16 protein-coding genes are annotated in these 19,735 nt (G+C 44.5%); 7 read left to right on the forward strand and 9 right to left on the reverse strand.

The window, feature by feature from the left end:
* Nucleotides 1-1,966 (reverse strand): retention module-containing protein (locus AACW90_RS14420; protein ID WP_390235663.1); only part of this gene is annotated, 1,966 nt, incomplete at its 3' end.
* A gap of 231 nt (nt 1,967-2,197) precedes the next feature.
* On the opposite strand from AACW90_RS14420, the gene AACW90_RS14425 reads away from it, so the two are divergent.
* Complete coding sequence (locus AACW90_RS14425; protein ID WP_390235665.1) at nt 2,198-2,551, forward strand: DUF2750 domain-containing protein; 354 nt, start codon at nt 2,198-2,200, stop codon at nt 2,549-2,551.
* Between the two features lie 272 nt (nt 2,552-2,823).
* Here AACW90_RS14425 and queC read toward each other — a convergent pair whose 3' ends face one another.
* Nucleotides 2,824-3,519: a 7-cyano-7-deazaguanine synthase QueC gene (gene queC, locus AACW90_RS14430; protein ID WP_390235667.1), complete on the reverse strand. Its 696-nt coding sequence runs from the start codon at nt 3,517-3,519 to the stop codon at nt 2,824-2,826.
* A 113-nt stretch (nt 3,520-3,632) separates the two neighbouring features.
* Between queC and AACW90_RS14435 the strand changes: the two genes are divergently transcribed.
* A complete protein-coding gene (locus AACW90_RS14435) occupies nt 3,633-4,442 on the forward strand; it encodes a Cof-type HAD-IIB family hydrolase (protein ID WP_390235670.1) in 810 nt (269 codons plus the stop codon).
* Nucleotides 4,443-4,537: 95 nt separating this feature from the next.
* On the opposite strand, the gene AACW90_RS14440 is transcribed toward AACW90_RS14435, so the two are convergent.
* The 7 genes from AACW90_RS14440 to AACW90_RS14470 all read right to left on the reverse strand — a co-directional run bounded on the left by AACW90_RS14440 (nt 4,538) and on the right by AACW90_RS14470 (nt 13,804).
* The gene (locus AACW90_RS14440) at nt 4,538-5,020 is read right to left on the reverse strand and encodes a GNAT family N-acetyltransferase (RefSeq protein WP_390236317.1); all 483 of its coding nucleotides are present in this window, start codon (nt 5,018-5,020) and stop codon (nt 4,538-4,540) included.
* Nucleotides 5,021-5,128: 108 nt separating this feature from the next.
* The gene (locus AACW90_RS14445; RefSeq protein WP_390235673.1) at nt 5,129-7,006 is read right to left on the reverse strand and encodes a propionyl-CoA synthetase; all 1,878 of its coding nucleotides are present in this window, start codon (nt 7,004-7,006) and stop codon (nt 5,129-5,131) included.
* 27 nt (nt 7,007-7,033) lie between these two features.
* On the reverse strand, nt 7,034-8,230 hold the full coding sequence (prpF, locus tag AACW90_RS14450; protein ID WP_390235675.1) for a 2-methylaconitate cis-trans isomerase PrpF: 1,197 nt from the start codon (nt 8,228-8,230) through the stop codon (nt 7,034-7,036).
* Between the two features lie 9 nt (nt 8,231-8,239).
* Nucleotides 8,240-10,816 carry a Fe/S-dependent 2-methylisocitrate dehydratase AcnD gene (gene acnD, locus AACW90_RS14455; RefSeq protein WP_390235677.1) on the reverse strand — a complete coding sequence of 859 codons (2,577 nt, stop codon included), beginning with the start codon at nt 10,814-10,816 and terminating at the stop codon, nt 8,240-8,242.
* Nucleotides 10,817-10,957: 141 nt separating this feature from the next.
* Nucleotides 10,958-12,088, reverse strand: coding sequence for a bifunctional 2-methylcitrate synthase/citrate synthase (gene prpC, locus AACW90_RS14460; RefSeq protein ID WP_390235680.1), 1,131 nt, complete (start codon nt 12,086-12,088; stop codon nt 10,958-10,960).
* Between the two features lie 100 nt (nt 12,089-12,188).
* Complete coding sequence (gene prpB, locus AACW90_RS14465; protein WP_390235682.1) at nt 12,189-13,082, reverse strand: methylisocitrate lyase; 894 nt, start codon at nt 13,080-13,082, stop codon at nt 12,189-12,191.
* Entirely contained in the window at nt 13,079-13,804 is a 726-nt protein-coding gene (locus tag AACW90_RS14470) for a GntR family transcriptional regulator (protein WP_390235684.1), read from the reverse strand. The genes prpB and AACW90_RS14470 overlap by 4 nt, the downstream gene beginning before the upstream one ends.
* A 358-nt stretch (nt 13,805-14,162) precedes the next feature.
* Between AACW90_RS14470 and AACW90_RS14475 the strand changes: the two genes are divergently transcribed.
* From AACW90_RS14475 to AACW90_RS14495, 5 genes are all read left to right on the forward strand, one after another.
* Nucleotides 14,163-14,852 (forward strand): DNA-3-methyladenine glycosylase I, encoded by a 690-nt coding sequence (locus AACW90_RS14475; protein ID WP_390236319.1) that lies wholly within the window; start codon nt 14,163-14,165, stop codon nt 14,850-14,852.
* Between the two features lie 158 nt (nt 14,853-15,010).
* Nucleotides 15,011-16,435 carry a TolC family protein gene (locus tag AACW90_RS14480; RefSeq protein ID WP_390235686.1) on the forward strand — a complete coding sequence of 475 codons (1,425 nt, stop codon included), beginning with the start codon at nt 15,011-15,013 and terminating at the stop codon, nt 16,433-16,435.
* The gene (locus AACW90_RS14485) at nt 16,435-17,421 is read left to right on the forward strand and encodes an HlyD family secretion protein (RefSeq protein WP_390235689.1); all 987 of its coding nucleotides are present in this window, start codon (nt 16,435-16,437) and stop codon (nt 17,419-17,421) included. Before AACW90_RS14480 ends, AACW90_RS14485 begins: the two co-directional genes overlap by 1 nt.
* Before the next feature lies 1 nt (nt 17,422).
* A complete protein-coding gene (locus AACW90_RS14490; RefSeq protein ID WP_390235692.1) occupies nt 17,423-18,574 on the forward strand; it encodes an ABC transporter permease in 1,152 nt (383 codons plus the stop codon).
* Nucleotides 18,571-19,707, forward strand: coding sequence for an ABC transporter permease (locus AACW90_RS14495; protein ID WP_390235694.1), 1,137 nt, complete (start codon nt 18,571-18,573; stop codon nt 19,705-19,707). Before AACW90_RS14490 ends, AACW90_RS14495 begins: the two co-directional genes overlap by 4 nt.
* Nucleotides 19,708-19,735: the final 28 nt, after the last annotated feature.

Raw genomic sequence — 19,735 nt, forward strand, 5'->3', positions numbered from 1 at the left:
CGCCGGTAATCGTTTGAGGACCTTGTGTTTCCGTGAAGGCAACGTTGTTGTCGGTCGCGGTTGCGAGCGCACCATCCGCTATCGTGATGTTGATATTGGCGGCATTTGATACGGTGTCGCCATCGGTATCAGTAACATCCACTCCGATGGTTAGTCCATTGATATCACCATCACCGTTAACTTGTTCTATCGCCTGATGCTGAGTAATACTGTAGGAGCCATCGATATTGATGGTCGCAGACAGAACATAGCTACTGCTGTCAGTACTGTCATCACCAGTGTAGACGATAACGGTTTTGCCATCATCGCTTACCTTGACCGATGTCTGTTCGTTATTGCTCCTTAAACTACTCCAGACTACATCACTTTCGACAGCAGTATTAAAGGTTACTGATTCAACATCGTCACTGCCTTGTACTACTGCTACAGTCAATGGTGAACCTTGACTATCTTGATTGAAGGTTTGTGGTGCTTGAGTTTCTACAAATTCGATTGAACTATCGGTAGCCGTAGCTAATACCCCATCATTAACCGAATAATTGAGCTCGTTAGTAACAACGTCTCCATCAAAATCTACGGACGTGATCGGTAGTGGCAAATTAATCACGTCACTGTCAGAGTTTAACTGTTCAAGTACCTGATATTGTGTGATCGAATAGGTGCCATCAAGAGCAATAGTTGCCTCAAGCACAAGATTATTCGGCTCACCAAGAACGAATACCGATAGCGTTCGTCCATCGTCCGACAATACCGCTTCTAGTGGTTGATTATTTGTAAGTACGTCATCAAATAATGCCGTGCTTGCTTCATCAAAGCGGATGTCCTGAAGGTAATCAGAACCAATATTAATGGCTGTGCCTTCAAAAATGGCTGGGTTTTCAGGCGTCAGTTCTGTTGTTTCTGTGTAATCGATATCAATATCGACTGTCGTTTGGTCTTGCCCATCAAGAATGGTTGACGTGAGCACGACTGGAGAAACAAGACTGTTATTGCTGGTGTCTTGACCTTGAATAGCGATATCGATTGACAGATTATTGTCAGTAAATCGAACCAATCCTGTGCTACCAATCGACGTGTTGTGATCGATAGGCTGTTCTAACGTAGTGGTAAGGGACAATTCTACATTAGCGCCAACGGATGTGGTGACTAAAGCAAACGTAATGACTGTCTCGCCATTTTGTACACCAATAATGCTGTTTGTTGCCTCGTCGAACCGGAATACAACGGGCTCACCTGATGAAGTAACTTCACTATTTAGCTCTAAAAGCAGTGCCTCAAGTTGAACTTCCTCAAAGGTGAACGTTAGCGGATCAAGAGGTCGGTTTCCTGCCGTAACGGTACTGTTAACCGTTGATGTTTGTAACGCACTCGATGAATCGATGATACCCTCAATAATAGAGGCCGAGCCTACTTGTCCGCCCTCAGCGGCTCGAATGAGAGGAATATCATTATCTTCGGTCGCTTGTGTTCGCTCAAATCCTTGCGTTTCGAAGAACGTAGAAGCCAACGTTTCCATATAGGTATAATCGATAGTGACAAAGCCGGCATTTGCACTTGTTGCTCCCTGCCCACCAGCAGCCGTTGCTTCTAATGCAAGTGTCGGGTCAATCCCGTCCAATATAGCGGCTTGGATATCAGCAATATCGTCAAGCTCAAATGTCGCAAGTTCACTCGCTACTGCTGTGGGGTCAACGTTTATGTCACCAGATACCGGCGCAATGGCGAGGTTTTGACCATTATTTAGGCCATCAGGTGCTAGGCAAGAAACACAGTTTCTGTCCACAATGACCTGTTGACCGTTGATTTGCACAATAACTTCAGCGTTTTTAGGTGTTATTAATATGTCTTGGGGAATTAATTGCATACCGGATTCAGCCAACTTCGCCGCTTCACCTGGCCTAATCAAAATCGCGCCACCAGTGCTGGACTCAATAATGGCATTTTGATTTAAAATTTGTTCGTTCATACGGAGGTTCCCCAACACGGATATCTACTACTATGGAATTTAGTGCGAAATGAATTCTTCAAGATACGAGTCAACATGACCGAAAGATCATTGTAGAATATTAATTAAATGTAAAATCTGCACAATATCTTTACAGTATATCATCCCATCTGATGCAATAAACAATAAAATATTATTAAATAACGTGATTAATGGTAACCTTGTCGTCTAACGATTACTGAGACCATATTAATGACAAAGCTAACATCAGACATAGAAGCAAACTTACAGTTATTTATAACTGATACTAAGAAGACTAAAATAGTTTGGGGGTTACGAAATAGCGAAGAAGATTGGCTAGCCTGCGACTCTTCTGAGTTTGAAAACAGTGAAGTCATGCCATTCTGGTCCAACAAAGAAGACGCCTCGATACATAACGTTGAAGAGTGGGCTGAATTTGAGATTTGCGAAATCCCATTAGACGTTTTTGTTGAAGATTGGCTTATCACCTTAGCTGAAGATGGCGTGTTAGCAGGAATTAACTGGAATGCGTCATTAGAAGGCAAAGAATTAGAGCCTTCAGATCTCGCGAAGTTATTTCTTTAAGCATCTAGGAATAACTGAGTAGCAGACTTTAAAAGGCCCAACTAAGGTTTAATGCTGTTCACTTAAGAAAAAGTATTCGTCGTCATTCCCGTTCAAACGTAATGCTGTTCGGTTAGTGCTAAATACTTCGTCATTCCCGTGAAAACGGGAATCTTGGTGAGTTTAGATCCCCATTTTCATGGGGATGACGTCGGTTTTCGTAAGGATGACAGAGTTAGATATCTTAAGTGAACATCATTACCAATTTAGGTTGGGCTGTTTTGATCTAGGTTTTACAACCCTGTATGAGTTTTGCTTCGTAACGCCGCCTGTACGCCGTCTTGATTAGAAAGGTACTCGTCCAAGCCTGCTCTTCTTAATTCACAGGATGGACAATCACCGCAACCATCACCTATGATACCGTTATAGCAGGTCAAGGTATTGTTTCTAACGAGAGATAACGCATTATAATGGTCTGACAATGCCCATGTTTCTGCTTTGTTTAACCACATTAAAGGCGTTTGAATCGTCAGTTTTCTATCCATGCCTTTTACCAGTGCGTCATTTATTGACTTAACAAACTCATCGCGACAATCTGGATACCCAGAAAAATCCGTTTCGCACACACCCGTAATAATAGTATCCGCACCGATTTGATAGGCATAAATACCCGCTAAGGTTAAGAAAAGTATGTTTCTTCCAGGCACAAATGAATTGGGTAACCCATTTTCTTGAAGCGCATGTGACACAGGAATATCATCACGAGTGAGCGAACTGATAGCAAGTTCGTTTAATAACCCGACATCCATAACCTTATGAGCCACGATACCAAGGTCTTTTGCCAGCTTTTTGGCCACCTCTATTTCCAACTTGTGCCTTTGACCATAATCGAAGGTAATTGCATGTACTTCGTCGAACTCTTGAATCGCTTTTACTAAACAAGTAGTCGAGTCTTGGCCTCCACTAAAAACCACAACGGCTTTCTTCATTTCACTATCTCTTTTAAAACGCATCCGCTGACATTAATTCACAACATATTTAAGGTCAATTAGAACTAGTGTATTCTTCTTTTTGTTTTTCAATTTTATTTTTTGGGTAGGTTATGTATAAACTCGTCGCTTTAGACATGGATGGTACGCTGCTAAACAGCAAAAAAGAGATCACAACACGCAATAAAGAGGCTATAGCTCAAGCAAGAGCGCGTGGTGTAACGGTTATTCTTGCTTCCGGCCGGCCGCTCGCAGGTATGGAAGAAAAACTTAAAGAACTGGAACTTACGTCTGACAAAGATTTTGTGGTCTCCTCTAATGGTTCTTATGTGCACCGTGTCTCCGACTTGAAACAGATACACAGCCAAATCATCACAGGCAAAGATGCAAAACGCGTGGCAAGGGTGGCTGAAGAACTCGGTGTACATATGCACGCCTTTAGTGTTGAACACGGCCTAATTACGCCAAAAAACAACCAATATACCGAACACGAAGCCTTTATTAATGGCCTTAACGTCAACGAATTTGATTTCTCGCAGTTAGAAGACGACCATCCGATTGTCAAGGCGATGTTTGCTGATTCATCGGAAGCGCTCGATAGAGTAACACCGCTTTTAGCTGACGATCTCCATGCTGATTACACGATCGTCAGAAGCGCGCATATATTTTTGGAATTTCTACACCTAGGAAGCAACAAAGGCATTGGTGTTGCCGTGGTGGCAGACTGCTTAGGTATTAAACCTACCGAGGTGATCAGCATTGGTGATGCTCAAAACGATCACCATATGATTAAGTACGCTGGACTTGGTGTTGCCATGGGTAATGCAACGGAAGCGACCAAAGCCTTAGCGGATCATATAACCGATACCCATGAGAACTCTGGTGTTGCTGAGGTTATCGAAAGGTTTATTCTCAACGTCTAATAAACTCGTCATCTTGAAATGGGTTCATCGTTCTCTACATACTCTACGCAGACAGACACCGAATTCGATTGGGCGAGACTGCGTAGAAGTACGCCTCATTCAATCGATTTACAAAGCCAATGAATATGATGAATAAAACCACTCTTCTCATAGAATTTAAGGGCATGTTGGTTAAACTGCCACACCTCAACAAATATCTTTTTAACACCATATTCTTCAAAGGTTTTTTCTAAACGTTGCATCAACTGGTTGGCAACGGATTGCTTTCTGTATTCAGGGGAAACAAACACTTCATCAACACTGCCCATTTGAATAGGCTTACTGACCACAGAAATAAGTTCGCAAAAATGCCCGGTAATAAACCCGACCACATTGTCTTGAATTGGGTCTACTGCCACATACACAAGGCATTCAGGGTCATGCATATATCGCGCAATGGACTTCTGTTTTTCTATTTCTTCGGGCGTTTTTATATCCGTCGGCATGGATTGATGATGATAATCATGAAGATCAAACATCAACGAATTGAGCTGCCCTAGGTCGTCTAAACACGCTGGTCGAATTTTAATATTGGTCACTTTAACACCGAAAAATAGAGACGTTATTGACCGCATTATAAGTCGTTTTTCACGTTACACAAAGCAAAAGACACCAACCAACGTCGGTGTCTTTATTAGGGTGTGAATTTAGTGTTTGAGCACTCTTTCTATCTCTGTCAGGCTGCTCGGGTCATCGATAGTTGAAGGGACAGTATATGCTTCCCCATCGGCAATTTGTCTTATAATTCTACGCAATATTTTGCCTGAACGCGTTTTAGGCAAGCGGTCAACAACCAGTGCGTGTTTAAAGCAAGCAACCGCACCAATTTCGGTCCGAACTTTTCCAATGAGCTCCCCTTCCAGATCATGCTCATCCAACTTAACACCATCTTTAAGTACCACAAGACCGAGAGGAAGTTGCCCTTTGAGATCATCATGAATCCCAATTACCGCACATTCGGCAACCGCCGGATGTCCGCCAACGATCTCCTCCATTTCACCTGTCGATAAACGGTGTCCCGCTACGTTTATCACATCGTCAATACGACCCATGATAAAAAGGTACCCATCTTCATCAATGTAACCGCCATCTCCTGAAACGTAATAGCCTTCAAACTGACTGAGATAGCCGGACTCGAAACGGTCGTGATTGCGCCAAACCGTAGGAAGACAACTCGGAGGTAATGGGCGTTTCAGTGCCACAAATCCTTGTTGGTTCGCTGGCACTTCCTCGCCTACTTCATTCAGTACCACGACATTGTAACCAGGCACTGGCATTGTCGCTGAACCGGGTTTTACCTTCATCATTTCGATGCCAGTCAGGTTACTGGCGATGGCCCAACCCGTCTCAGTTTGCCACCAATGGTCAATCACAGGCTTCGCCGTTTTTTCTACCACCCATTCCAATGTCGGAGGGTCAAGGCGTTCTCCTGCCATAAAGATGGTTTTCAGCGCGGACAAGTCGTATTTTTCTAATAATAAAGCGTCTGGATCTTCTTTCTTGATTGCTCGGAAAGCCGTTGGTGCCGAAAACAGCGCCGTTACATTATACTCGTCGCAAACGCGCCAAAAAGCACCGGGATCTGGCGTTCTAACGGGCTTACCTTCAAACAATATCGTGGTGCAGCCGTGAATTAATGGCGCATAAACAATATAAGAGTGTCCGACAACCCAACCCACATCTGATGCCGCCCAAAAGACGTCGTCTTGCTCGATGTTGTAGATGGTCCTCATGCTGTACTTCATCGCAACGGCATGCCCACCATTATCGCGTACTACCCCTTTGGGTTTGCCTGTCGTTCCCGATGTATAAAGAATATAAAGCGGGTCCGTTGATTGTACAGGTACACAACCGTGTGGTGTTGCTTTTTCGGCAGCCTGTTGCCAATCAACATCTCTTTCGTTACTGAGTTCTGCGAGCGCTTCACTTCTTTGAAAAACCAACACTTTGTCTGGTTTCCAACGGCTGTCCATAATCGCTTTATCGACCAATGGCTTGTAGGGGATGATCTTGGCAATTTCGATACCGCATGACGCCGTCATAATAACTTTTGGTTCTGCGTCTTCTATCCTGACTGCAAGCTCATTAGGAGCAAAACCCCCAAAAACGACCGAGTGTATCGCACCGAGTCTGGCACAAGCCAACATCGCCATTGCCGCTTCTGGAATCATCGGCATGTATATGACAACGCGGTCACCTTTAGTCACTCCATTTTCAGCGAGCATACCGGCAACCTTAGCCACCTGGTCGCGCAGCTGATTATAGGTGTATTTACGCTTAGTTAGGGTTACTGGAGAATCATAAATAAGGGCGATCTTTCCCCCCCGGCCATGTTCACAGTGGTAGTCTAAAGCCAGCCAAGCTGTATTTAACTTCCCATCAGGGAACCAACGCTCGATACCATTCTCATCTTTTTCAAGTATTGTATTCGGTGCTTCAAACCAGTCTATACTTTTCGACTGTTCTTTCCAGAAGCTTTCTGGTTGCGTTTGAGACCACTGATATTCTTTTAAGTAGGCAGACATATTGCTTCCTCCAATGTGTCTTAATGTTTAAATGATTGTATCAACGGGTACACGTACCCATCCTTCCATTAATACTCGAGCGCTTCTGCTCATTACTGCCTTTTCTACTACCCAACCGTATTCAGTTTTGCTGGCCTTTGCGCCAACCTTTAAGGTTCCCGAAGGGTGCCCAAACGTGACCGCATTCTTTTCTCCACCGCCAGCGGCGATGTTAACTAATGTATTCGGTACACAAGCGGCGGCTGCAATAGCGACTGCGGCAGTCCCCATCATGGCGTGATGTAATTTCCCCATCGACAGGGCACGAACCAATACATCAATCTCAGTTGAGCTAACCTCTTTACCACTTGAAGAATAGTATGTTTTAGGTCTCGATATAAACGCGACTTTAGGCGTATGTTGCCTCATCGACGCCTCAGACACGTGGCTGATCAATCCCATTTTAACGGCACCATGGGCCCGAATTGACTCAAACATACTTAACGCTTTCTCGTCATTGTTGATGTCATCCTGAAGCTCTGCACCGTGATAATTTATCGCTGCTGCATCGATAAAAATAGTCGGAATACCGGCGTTAATCATCGTCGCTTTAAGCACGCCAACATCGGGTACTTCAAGGTCATCCACAAGATTTCCGGTTGGAAACATTGAACCGCTCCCGGCAGAAGGATTCATGAAATCCACTTGAATTTCAGCGGCCGGAAATGTCACACCATCGAGTTCGAAATCACCGATTTCTTGTACGCAACCGTTGCTCATTGGGACATGGATTAGAATAGTTTTCTCGATATTTACTTGCCAGACTCTAACCGTCACAATGCCATTTTGCGGTATGGACAATGGGTCGAGCAGACCACAATGGATGGCAAATGGACCTACAGCGGCAGACAAGTTTCCGCAATTTCCACTCCAATCGACAAAAGGCTTATCGATAGAAACTTGGCCAAAAAGGTAATCGACATCGTGAGCGGGTCGAGCACTCTTTGAAACAATGACTGTCTTGCTCGTACTCGATGTTGCTCCACCCATCCCGTCGATTTGTTTGGTATACGGGTCAGGGCTGCCAATCACTCTTAGCAATAATTTGTCTCTCAAATCGCCCGGTTGTTGGGCTGCTTCAGGTAGATCGTCAAGATTAAAAAAGACTCCTTTGCTTGTACCACCGCGCATATAGGTTGCTGGAATCTTTATTTGAGACTGAACTTCTTGGTTTTGTTCGTTCATGTCCAACTCCTATGCCAAAAAATCTTGAGCAAAACGCTGAAGTACACCGCCTGCGTTATAAACCGAAACTTCATCCGCTGTATCTATTCGACAGGTAACGACCACATTTACTTTCTCACCATTTTGACGAGTGATGACAACGTCTAAATCGACACCTGGTTGAATTTCGCCTTTCACATCATAAAGTTCTGTACCATCGAGAGCTAATGTATGGCGGTTTTGTCCATGTTTAAACTCTAACGGCAGAACACCCATACCCACTAAGTTTGTGCGGTGTATACGCTCGAATCCTTCCGCTACGATGACTTCAACACCCGCTAGTCGAACACCTTTTGCCGCCCAATCTCGTGATGAACCTTGTCCGTAGTCTGCTCCCGCGATGATGATTAGCGGCTGTTTTCGGTCCATATAGGTTTCTATCGCTTCCCACATACGCGTAATCTTACCTTCCGGTTCGATACGAGCAAATGATCCCTGAACCACTTCACCATTCTCTTTAACCATTTCATTGAACAATTTTGGGTTTGCAAAGGTCGCGCGTTGAGCCGTTAGGTGATCACCGCGATGGGTTGCATAGGAATTAAAATCTTCCTCTGGCACCTTCATTTTGGTGAGGTATTCGCCCGCTGCGCTCGATGCTAATATCGCATTAGAAGGTGAAAGATGATCAGTCGTAATATTGTCAGGCAAGATGGCTAATGGGCGCATAGCAGACAGACTTCTCTTACCGGCCAACGCACCTTCCCAGTAGGGTGGTCGACGGATATAGGTACTTTGTGGTCGCCAATCATATAATGGATTATTGTTTTGGTCCTCCTCCACCATCTTAAACATCTGGATGTAAACCTGATTAAACTGCTCTGGTTTCACAAAACGACTGACGACGTCATCTATCTCTTCGTCGCTCGGCCATAGGTCACTCAAATATATCGCTTGGCCATCGCTATCGGTGCCGATTACGTCTTTTTCTATATCAAATCGCATCGTACCCGCAAGCGCATATGCGACAACAAGGGGTGGCGACGCTAAGAATGCCTGTTTAGCATAGGGATGGATTCGACCGTCAAAATTTCGATTTCCGGAGAGTACTGCGGTTGAGTAGAGGTCTCTATCAATTATCTCTTTTTGTATCTTTGGATCCAACGCCCCACTCATTCCGTTACAGGTTGTACATGCGTAGCCAACGATACCAAAACCTAGCTTCTCCAGTTCAGGTAACAGGCCAGACTCCTCAAGATACAGTTTCGCTACTTTCGAACCCGGTGCAAACGATGTTTTAACCCAGGGTTGACGAACCAATCCTAATTCGTTTGCCCTTTTAGCCAACAAAGCCGCTGCGATAACATTTCTAGGGTTGCTGGTATTCGTACATGACGTAATTGCGGCAATAATAACGGCACCATCAGGCAGTAAGCCTTCTTCCTTTTTCCACGCTTTAGCGATTCCGCGTTGCGTAAGCTCCGACGTGGGTAAACGGCGATGGGGATTGGATGGGCCCGCAAGGTTACGTTGAACAAAAGAGAGGTCGAACTCTAAAACTCGTTCATATTCCGCCTCTACCATGTCGTCAGCCCATAAACCTGTCTGCTTAGCATACTGTTCTACTAAGGCCACTTGCTTATCGTCGCGTCCCGTCAATTTCAGGTAGTTAATCGTCTGTTCATCGATGTAGAACATGCCAGCCGTTGCACCATATTCTGGCGTCATGTTTGAAATAGTTGCTCTATCACCGATGGTAAGCTTCCTTGCCCCCTCACCAAAAAACTCTAGGTAAGATGAAACCACCTTCTGTTGACGCAAAAATTCTGTGATGGCCAGTACAATATCAGTGGCGGTAATACCCGGTTGTCGAACGCCCGTTAATTTCACACCAACAATATGAGGTAATCTCATCATAGACGGCCTACCGAGCATCACTGTTTCCGCCTCTAACCCGCCAACACCGATGGCAAGGACACCTAATGCGTCGACATGCGGGGTATGACTATCGGTCCCAACACAGGTATCAGGAAAGGCGACACCATTTTTAACTTGAACAACCGGAGACATTTTTTCAAGGTTTATCTGATGCATTATCCCGTTACCCGCAGGGATAACATTCACGTTTTTAAACGCCGTTTTACACCACTCTATAAAGTGAAATCTATCTTCATTTCGTCGGTCTTCAATATCCCGATTTTTTTGAAACGCGTCTTTGTCGAAACCGGCATGTTCTACCGCAAGTGAATGGTCAACTATCAGCTGAGTTTCTACAACGGGGTTTACCTTCGCCGGGTCACCACCTTCGTCTGCAATGGCGTCTCTTAATCCCGCTAGGTCAACCAACGCCGTTTGCCCTAATATATCGTGGCAAACAACGCGAGCAGGATACCAAGGAAAATCCAGATCTCGTTTTCGTTGAATTAACTGCAATAAGGCATCGTTAAGTTGATCTGCTTCGCACCGACGGACTAAGTTCTCTGCCAAGATTCTAGACGTATATGGCAGTTTGCTATAAGCACCCGCAACAAGGCTATCAACCGCCAGTTTTGTGTCGTAGTACTCAACCTGTGTGTTTGGTAACCACTTTCTATATTGACTATTCATCTTTCACTTCCAGTAATATTCTTTGGCAGGTCTATCCTGCGATTACTTTTCATTCTATCTATTCGAGCAAACCTTTTGCCGCATCAACGAACAAGTTGGGCAGCGAACTAATTGCTATCTATCAAGGCTAGCTTTACCTCACTAATCTCGTTGGTCGATGGGCAACCACTCTTGATGTTCTGGTCCATCATAATCCGCACTTGGGCGGATAATTCGGTTATTAGCGCGTTGCTCAAATACGTGTGCAGTCCAACCTGTTAAACGGCTCATCACAAAGATAGGCGTAAACAACTTCGTTGGGATATCTAAAAAGTGATAAGCGGAAGCGTGGAAGAAATCCGCATTACAGAAAAGTCCTTTTTCTCTTTTCATTACCGATTCGACACGCTCTGAGACCGCATAGAGTTGGGTATCACCAACCGCTTCAGAGAGTGCTTTTGACCATTTTTTGATCAACGCATTACGCGGGTCTGATTCGGTGTATACCGCGTGACCAAAGCCCATGATCTTTTCTTTTTCATCAAGCATCCTCAATATTTCTGATTCCGCTTGCGCCGGTGTTGTCCAGTTCTCGATCATCTCCATTGCTGCTTCGTTTGCACCGCCATGCAGAGGGCCTCTTAATGTACCTATTGCTGCGGTGACGCAAGAATGGATATCAGACAACGTTGATGCACAAACACGAGCGGCAAACGTCGACGCGTTGAATTCGTGCTCGGCATAAACAATCAGCGAACAGTGCATAACCTGCTTGTGTAGATCTGTTGGGGTTTTATCGGTCAGTAATTTTAGGAAATAACCACCAATGGTGTCTTCGGAGGTATCGTCCGTTTCAATGCGGACCCCATCATGGCTAAAACGATACCAGTAACAGATAATGGCCGGGAATAACGCAAGCATGCGTTCTGTGCTGGCTTGCTGCTGTGAGAAATCCATCTCTTGTTCAAGATTACCTAATATGGAACAACCTGTTCTCATAACATCCATCGGATGCGCATCTTTTGGGATAAGTTCCAACGCCGCTTTGAGTTCATTTGGTAAACCACGTAGGCCGACTATTCGTGTTTTATAATCGTCGAGTTCTTTTTGATTTGGTAGGTGACCCTGTAACAAAAGATGTGCGACCTCTTCAAACTCCGCATGGTTTGCTAGATCAGTAATGTCGTAACCACGGTAGGTCAAACCTGTCCCCGTTTGCCCAACAGTACATAGGGATGTCGTCCCAGCGCTCTGACCTCTTAACCCCGCTCCACCTAATTTTTTCTGTGACATAATGAACTCCTTTCATCGGTTTTGAAGCTTCCCTACTGCATCGCTTCGCTTGTTTACGTTATTAGTTAATTCTTTAATTTTTTGCTGGTTATTATTATTGTTATTTTCCTGAAAACAGCTTATCTAGCGTGTTCTCATAATCGTGGTAATTAAGATGTGTATAGAGCTCTTTTCTCGTTTGCATGTGTTCGACCATGGCTTCTTGGTTACCCACATCAAGTAGGTGTTGATACACCATTTCGGCGGCTTTATTCATTGCTCGGAAAGCACTTAATGGATAGAGGACCATATCAACGCTTGCCTTTGCTAACGCTTCACCACTGTAAAGCGGTGTCTGCCCAAACTCAGTAATGTTGGCCAATATCGGGACATGTTTACCGGTGGCAGATTGCAGTGCCGCTGAAAACTTCTTGTATTGTTCAAGCTCTGTCATTGCTTCAGGAAAGATCATATCTGCACCCGCTTCAACGCAGGCAATGGCTCTTTCAATTGCGGAATCAATCCCCTCAACAGCAAGCGCATCGGTTCGGGCCATGATCACAAAGTCGTCATTCACTCTCGCATCGACGGCCGCTTTTACACGATCGGCCATCTCATCTTTACTTACGATGGCTTTGTTTGGACGGTGGCCACAGCGTTTCTGGGCAACTTGGTCTTCCATATGAATAGCACCTGCGCCTGCCTTTTCCATCGCTTTGATGGTTCGAGCAATGTTAAAAGCGCCGCCAAATCCGGTGTCGATGTCAACCATAAGCGGCAAGTCACACGCATTGGTAATTCGTTCTACATCGACCAACACATCATTTAAGGTCGTGATTCCAAGGTCAGGTAATCCATAAGAAGCATTCGCAATCCCGCCTCCGGATAAATAAATCGCTTGATGACCCACATTTTTCGCCATCATTGCGCAGTATGGATTGACCGTACCAACGATTTGAAGTGGGTCATTTTCTTTGACGGCTAGTCGGAATTTTGCGCCTTGACTTAATCTCATGAGTGGTTCTCCTTTACAGATTGCATTTGTTTTTCGATAAGCATGCGGCTACCTGATATATGTCTTCGCATCAGCATTTCCGCCAGCTCTTCATCTCGATTCTGGATGGCTTGAAGTATGAACTTATGTTCTTCAAGCGCTTTTTCAGGTCGCGAGTGCGATTGAGGGGATTTAGCACGATACATTCTTAATAGATGGTATAGCTCATCGCAAAGCAATGAGATTAATTTGGTATTGCGGCTAGCTTTGATAATTCGGTAGTGAAAGTCGAAGTCTCCTTGTTGCTGAAAATAGGACTTACCCTCTACTTCATCGATATGGTCTGAATGTGTCGACAATAACTGTTTTAATGCGGACAGTTCGTTATCACTGATATTTCTAGCCGCAAGTCTTGCCGCCATCCCTTCTAACGACTCCCTTACTGCGTAAAGTTCTGACAAATGTTCTTGAGAAAATGAAATCACTCTTGCGCCAACATGAGGAATTCGCTCTATCAAGCCCAGCCCCTCAACGCGCATTATCGCTTCACGTAGAGGGCCACGACTTACACCAAATCGTTTCGCCAACTCAGGTTCAGAGATCTTCGAGCCAGATTCAATATCTCCAGATACAATGGCGTCAATAAGGTACTCGGTCAGGTTTTCTGACTTGGTCCCTTCTTTATCATTGTTTACTCTTTTTAACTCGGTTGTCTGGTTCACGTTATTTCTCTGTGTTAACAATATTTACTTCATACACAGAAAATAGCGCACTAAACGGGTCCATTACAACTAAATTGTCGACAATGTAGACTAATGTCTAATGATATGGGGGCTAATTCTAGAGAAAGAGTATGAAAAAACGGACAGCAATAACGTTCACATCAGATGTAACCTTGTTGACCTTATATAAAGCAGCCTCATTGACGAGAATAATTAAAGGATGGCTCTTTTCGCTGATTCCATTCGTCGAAACCATGCTACCCAGTGAAGCAATAAAACACGGGGATTCCTTGATTTAACCATATTGCGCCCCAACCACTGTATTTATAAACAAATTTACCTTTTTTATTTAGTCTGCTATCGGCAGAACAGTAACGGAATTCACATGGAAAAGTTCGCGTCAATTTATCAACGGGCCGCCGAAAGAAAAGGCAGCGAAGCACAACTAGAATCTCTTTTAAATCACCCTTTGACGACACAACAACTGTTAGCTATAACTGAAGACCGTTGGCTTTCAGCGTTCTCTATGAAAGTTTTTCAATGTGGTATTTCATGGAATGTGGTTAGAAATAAATGGCCCAATTTTGAAAATTTATTTTTCAATTTCAAGATCGACTCTTTGCTTATGCTGTCAGAAGAACAATGGGAAGCCAAAGCAAAGGAGCCGAAAATCATTCGTCACCTAACCAAGGTAATGTCTATCCCTGCCAATGCTCGAATGATTCAATCAGCAAGATATGAACATGGGTCGTTTAGCGAAATGGTCGCCAATTGGCCTAGCAACGACATCACCGGATTATGGTTGTATCTTAAAAAAAATGGCAGTCGACTTGGTGGCAACACCGGCCCTTACACGTTGCGCCAAATGGGTGTTGACACTTTTATACTTTCTAGCGATGTCGAATCTTACCTTCGTAATACGGGTATTATTGATTCAGGGCGCGGCACCAAACGCGCAATGACAGCCGCGACCAAGGCCTTTACGCACTGGCAGCAAGAATCTGGTCGAAGTTTTAGTGAGATAAGCCAGATCATCGCCTTCAGTGGTGGTGACAATCGTATCTCCTAACCTAACCTATTGAAACAACGTGTCCCGGAGCAATACGCCGCTCCGGCCGTTAATTGTCATACTTCTGCTATAATCTGTTCACCGTTAGAGCAATTTAGATTGTGATCTCCCAGATTAGAATATATGCTCTATTTTTATTTCAATATCGTTGTTCACACATGGATTACAAATCAAAACTGGCGCTGTTAATTGCCCCTGTTCTCTTCTCAAATGCCAGCTTTTCAGGTGAGATTAGTTTCGAAAACGCATGGACATTGCTACAAGACAAGAACAGCGCTATCGCGGCGCAAAGAGCCAATGTTGAGCGCTATCGACAACTAGAAGGTTCCAAATCTGCATTGAACTACCCCTCTATAACGCTCGGGGCAAACTATACTCGTCTGGATGATGACGTGACCTTATCCGGTAATCAGATTGTCGAGAGTCTAGACTCGACCAGTGCTGCAGCATTGTCAAACATCGTAGCAGGATTAGGGATGGGCTCAGTACTTGGCAACCTTAACCCAACCTCAACGATCGCTGAAAAAGACATGTTCAACTCTTCGATTCGTGCAGTGTGGCCTATCTTCACCGGTGGCCGTATAACAGCAGCGCAAGAGATTGCAGGTGGACAGACTGATGAAGCTGTCGCGCATTTAAAGATGGAAACACAGGCCCAATACGAAGACCTAGCCAAGTATTACTTCAGTGTGGTACTGGCAAATGATGTTTTAAAAACTCGAATCTCTGTTGAGAAGGGATTAACCAAACACCGAGATTTTGCAGTAAAGCTTGAAACCCAGGGTCAAATAGCGCGGGTAGAGAGACTACAAGCAGAAGCCTCATTAACGAAAGCGACGGTCGACCGTAAACGCTCACAAAAAGACGTAGATATTGCCATTTCAGCATTGACTCAGATCCTAAATCAGGACGAGAAAGTCTATCCAGAGACGTCACTTTTCATAAATGAACAACTGCCTCCGCTGAGCGCTTTTACCGACCAAACATTGACGACCTACCCCGGCTTATCGATTTTAGATGCCAAAAATAAACAGGCTAGTCAGCTTATTGTGGCCGAAAAAGGACGCTATTACCCAGAGGTCTATCTGTATGGAAACTATACGCTATACGAAGATGATACCTTGGCTTCAGAAATGGCACCCAACTGGTTAGTTGGTGTTGGGGTCAGTATTCCATTAATCGATACCAATGGACGTTCAGAGACTGTGCAGGCTGCACATAGCGCAGTTTTACAGGTTAATCATCTTCGTCAGCAAGCCACACGTGATCTGACCGTGCTTGTAGAGAAAACCTATTACGAGGCGGAACAAGCGATAGAAGAGGTTAACGGGCTAAACTCGAGCTTGGATTTGGCAGAAGAGAATCTTAGCTTAAGAAGCAAAGCCTTTACACAAGGTCTATCAACGTCACTCGACGTGGTCGACGCCGAGCTATATTTAGCCAGCATAAAAACTCAACAACAGGTAGCGAGTTTTAACTACCTAATTTCTCTGAACAGATTGTTAGCTCTGAGTAGCGAAATGAATTCTTTTAGTCAGTACGTATCAAATGCGTCTCAAACCGTAAAATCAGAGGATCAGTAATGAAAGTCGTTAAACCTATTCTTATGACGGCAGTTGCTGTTGGTATTGGATCATGGATCGCGTACAGTTTTTATCAAGCTTATCAACCTAAACCTATACGCCTTCAAGGGCAGATAGAAGCTCAGCAGTATAGTATCTCTTCAAAAGTGCCAGGAAGGATTGACAAAGTTATGGTTGAGAAAGGCGATCTGATCGCCATTGGCGACCCTGTTTTTACACTATTTAGCCCAGAAATTGATGCCAAACTAGACCAAGCTCTCGCGGGACAAAAAGCCGCAGGTGCCATGGTATTACAGGCAGAAAACGGCGCTCGTTCTCAGCAAATAGCGGCGTCTAATGATCAATGGCAGAAAGCCAAGGCTGCGTCGTCATTGGCAGAAAAAACCTATAAGCGCGTCGACAATTTATATAAAGATGGTGTGGTGGCAGAACAAAAAAGAGACGAAGCTTTAACTCAGTGGCAGGCCTCAAAATATACCCAAAGTGCCGCTTATCAGATGTATCAAATGGCGAAAGAAGGTGCCAGAAATGAAACGAAACAAGCTGCTTTTGAAAAAGAACGCATGGCAGCCGGTGCCGTAGCTGAAGTCGAAGCCTACGCTCAAGATACCAAGATCAACAGCTGGTTTAACGGTGAGGTTTCTCAGGTATTGCTTAACAGCGGAGAGCTCGCTCCTCAAGGATTTCCGGTTGTTACTGTCATTGATATGACGGATTCTTGGGCGGTATTCAGTGTTCGAGAAGATAGACTTAAGTATTTCGACAAAGGCACGCACTTTAACGGCTATCTTCCTGCTCTTGATAAAGAGATGGAATTTGAAGTCACCCATATATCGGTAATGGGCAACTTTGCAACCTGGCGTTCTACGGATTCTTCTCAAGGTTTTGATTTAAGAACCTTTGAAGTAGAAGCGAAGCCCGTGGATCAAACTGAAAAATTGCGTGTAGGTATGAGCGTTTCTGTTACGTTAGAGTCAGAGAAATAAAATGCATACCGATATGCCGATCTCCCAATGGCATGTGTTACGTAATGACAAATGGTTGTTATCATGTATCACGTGGATCCCTATCCTATTAGCCGTGTCTGTTTGGTGGATATTCTCCGCAGGTGTCGCCAGAGATGTTAGTTTTGGCGTCGTGGACTTGGAAAATAGTACCTTATCTCGGGAGCTGGTTAGAGAATTCGATGCCACAGCAACCTTAAAAGTTACCCGTAGTTATCAAAGTGCAAGTGAAGCGAAGCATGCCCTAATTAATGGGGATGTTTACGCTTACGCCATTATTCCCAAACAGTACAGCAGAGACATTTATCTCGGTAATACTCCGCAAGTCTCGGTGTTTTATAACAGCCAATACATTCTTATTGGTCGACTGATAAATTCTGCGATAGCGCAGGCACATGGAACCTTTAATGCCAAGTTGGGTGTCGTTAAACAGCTTGCTAAAGGGGACACTTCGGTTGCTAGCGCGGCAGGGAAAACAATCACCATTCAAAATCAGATTACCGCTCTGTTTAATCGAAATACCAACTACGCCCAATTCTTAGTCAGCGCTATTGTCCCGGCACTGTGGCAGATTATAATTATCGTCGCGACAATATTAGCACTTACGGCGAATCACAGAATCTATGGACTTAAGGGAATGCTTGGCGAAAATCCGCTGAGAGGCGCCGTCAAACTATTAGCTTTCTATTTTCCATTTTTTTTACTACTAGGTTTTGGATTTTTGAGCTGGTTTTATATTGGTTTCAAATGGCCAATGGAAGGAAGCCTACTCCCTATCCTATTTGCGCAGCTTCTCACTGTTGTTGCTTGTCTAATAATGGGGGCATTTTTCTTCTTCCTTACATTGGATCCGGCCAGAGCGATGAGCTTCGCAGGGGCATTTACCGCACCAAGCTTTGCCTTTATGGGGGTAACCTTTCCTGCATCCGATATGGGTTTTCTCGCATCGACTTGGCGCTCTTTTCTCCCTGTAAGCCATTATATAGAAGCACAGATAAGTCAAGTTAGTTACGGCGTCACTCAATTTGAAACCATCAGTTTGGTATCAGGCCATATGGTGGGATACCTTGTGCCACTTGTCTTGATAACCCCTTTGTGTAAAAAACACCTCGCTAGATTGGAGCAACAATCATGACACTCTTCCAATTAGTTAAGCATGAGCTAAGGTCTATTTTTACTAATCCTATTATATTGCTCACCGTGTTTGGTGGTGTGGTATTTTACTCTTTTTTATACCCTTTACCCTACGCTCACCAGACACCACGAGAACAAACCATCACCGTTGTTAACCTCGATAATAGCCTGATAAGTTTTCAGCTAGAAAGAATGGTCGACGCTACCTCGCAGATAAAAATTGCGGCACGTTCTCATTCTATCGAAGAAGCGAAACAACAATTTATTCAAGGAAAGGTCACGGGCATTCTTGTTATACCCGAACATTTCCACAAAGATCTGTTATTAGGAAAGAGCCCGACACTTTCGTTCGCGGGCGACGCCTCATATTTCTTGGTTTACGGCACGATAGTGGAAGGTATTGCGGGGGCGAGTGGTACCCTTGCGGCGAAGGCTCGCGTTAATCGTATGCTCATTGAAGGCCAGCCTTTAGAAACCGCGTCAAAGCAATACGCTTCATCCGTCGTCAACATGAAACCCACGTTTAACCCAGAGATGGGCTATATCAACTATGTGGTTCCTGCCGTCTTCGTATTGATATTGCAGCAAACGTTGATTATGGGTGTGGGTATGGTCGGCGGGACACAAAAACATGGTCAGGGTTACTGGACCAAGCCGAGCACGACAACGTTGCTCTTAACACGCGCCTCGATATTTGTCGTAATCTATTATTTTTTATCGATGTACTATTTTGGACTCAGTTTCGACTTTTACGATATTCACCGCTTGGCCGATCCGCTTTCATTACTTGCCCTATTAGCACCATTTTTATTTACTAGCTGCTTTATTGGGTCCATTTTGGGGGCGATTCTACCGAGACGAGAACTCGTAACCGTCGTTGTATTGATAAGTTCAATGCCACTAATATTCAGCGCAGGATTCATTTGGCCATTGGAAAGTGTTCCTCAGCCAATGATATGGCTTTCTAATCTAGTGCCCAGTACACCCGCTATACAAGCTTTTCTGAAGATAAATCAACTTGGTGCCGATTTCGACCAAGTTATGCCTCAATGGTCATTGTTGTGGATTCAATGTGCGGTATGGGGCATGCTAGCCTTCGTTGCAGACAGGAAGTATCGACAAGAGGTTCAGTAACTAAGTACATGGTAAGCCGTCATCAATG

Origin of the sequence: Vibrio frigidus (assembly GCF_042465995.1) — a bacterium.
GTDB lineage: Bacteria > Pseudomonadota > Gammaproteobacteria > Enterobacterales > Vibrionaceae > Vibrio.

Excerpts from the sequence above, each read along its gene's own strand:
- AACW90_RS14425 (WP_390235665.1), top strand. The coding sequence starts at position 2,198 with ATGACAAAGCTAACATCAGACATAGAAGCAAACTTACAGTTATTTATA.
- queC (WP_390235667.1), bottom strand. The coding sequence starts at position 3,519 with ATGAAGAAAGCCGTTGTGGTTTTTAGTGGAGGCCAAGACTCGACTACT.
- AACW90_RS14435 (WP_390235670.1), top strand. The coding sequence starts at position 3,633 with ATGTATAAACTCGTCGCTTTAGACATGGATGGTACGCTGCTAAACAGC.
- AACW90_RS14445 (WP_390235673.1), bottom strand. The coding sequence starts at position 7,006 with ATGTCTGCCTACTTAAAAGAATATCAGTGGTCTCAAACGCAACCAGAA.
- prpF (WP_390235675.1), bottom strand. The coding sequence starts at position 8,230 with ATGAACGAACAAAACCAAGAAGTTCAGTCTCAAATAAAGATTCCAGCA.
- acnD (WP_390235677.1), bottom strand. The coding sequence starts at position 10,816 with ATGAATAGTCAATATAGAAAGTGGTTACCAAACACACAGGTTGAGTAC.
- prpC (WP_390235680.1), bottom strand. The coding sequence starts at position 12,088 with ATGTCACAGAAAAAATTAGGTGGAGCGGGGTTAAGAGGTCAGAGCGCT.
- prpB (WP_390235682.1), bottom strand. The coding sequence starts at position 13,082 with ATGAGATTAAGTCAAGGCGCAAAATTCCGACTAGCCGTCAAAGAAAAT.
- AACW90_RS14480 (WP_390235686.1), top strand. The coding sequence starts at position 15,011 with ATGGATTACAAATCAAAACTGGCGCTGTTAATTGCCCCTGTTCTCTTC.
- AACW90_RS14485 (WP_390235689.1), top strand. The coding sequence starts at position 16,435 with ATGAAAGTCGTTAAACCTATTCTTATGACGGCAGTTGCTGTTGGTATT.
- AACW90_RS14490 (WP_390235692.1), top strand. The coding sequence starts at position 17,423 with ATGCATACCGATATGCCGATCTCCCAATGGCATGTGTTACGTAATGAC.
- AACW90_RS14495 (WP_390235694.1), top strand. The coding sequence starts at position 18,571 with ATGACACTCTTCCAATTAGTTAAGCATGAGCTAAGGTCTATTTTTACT.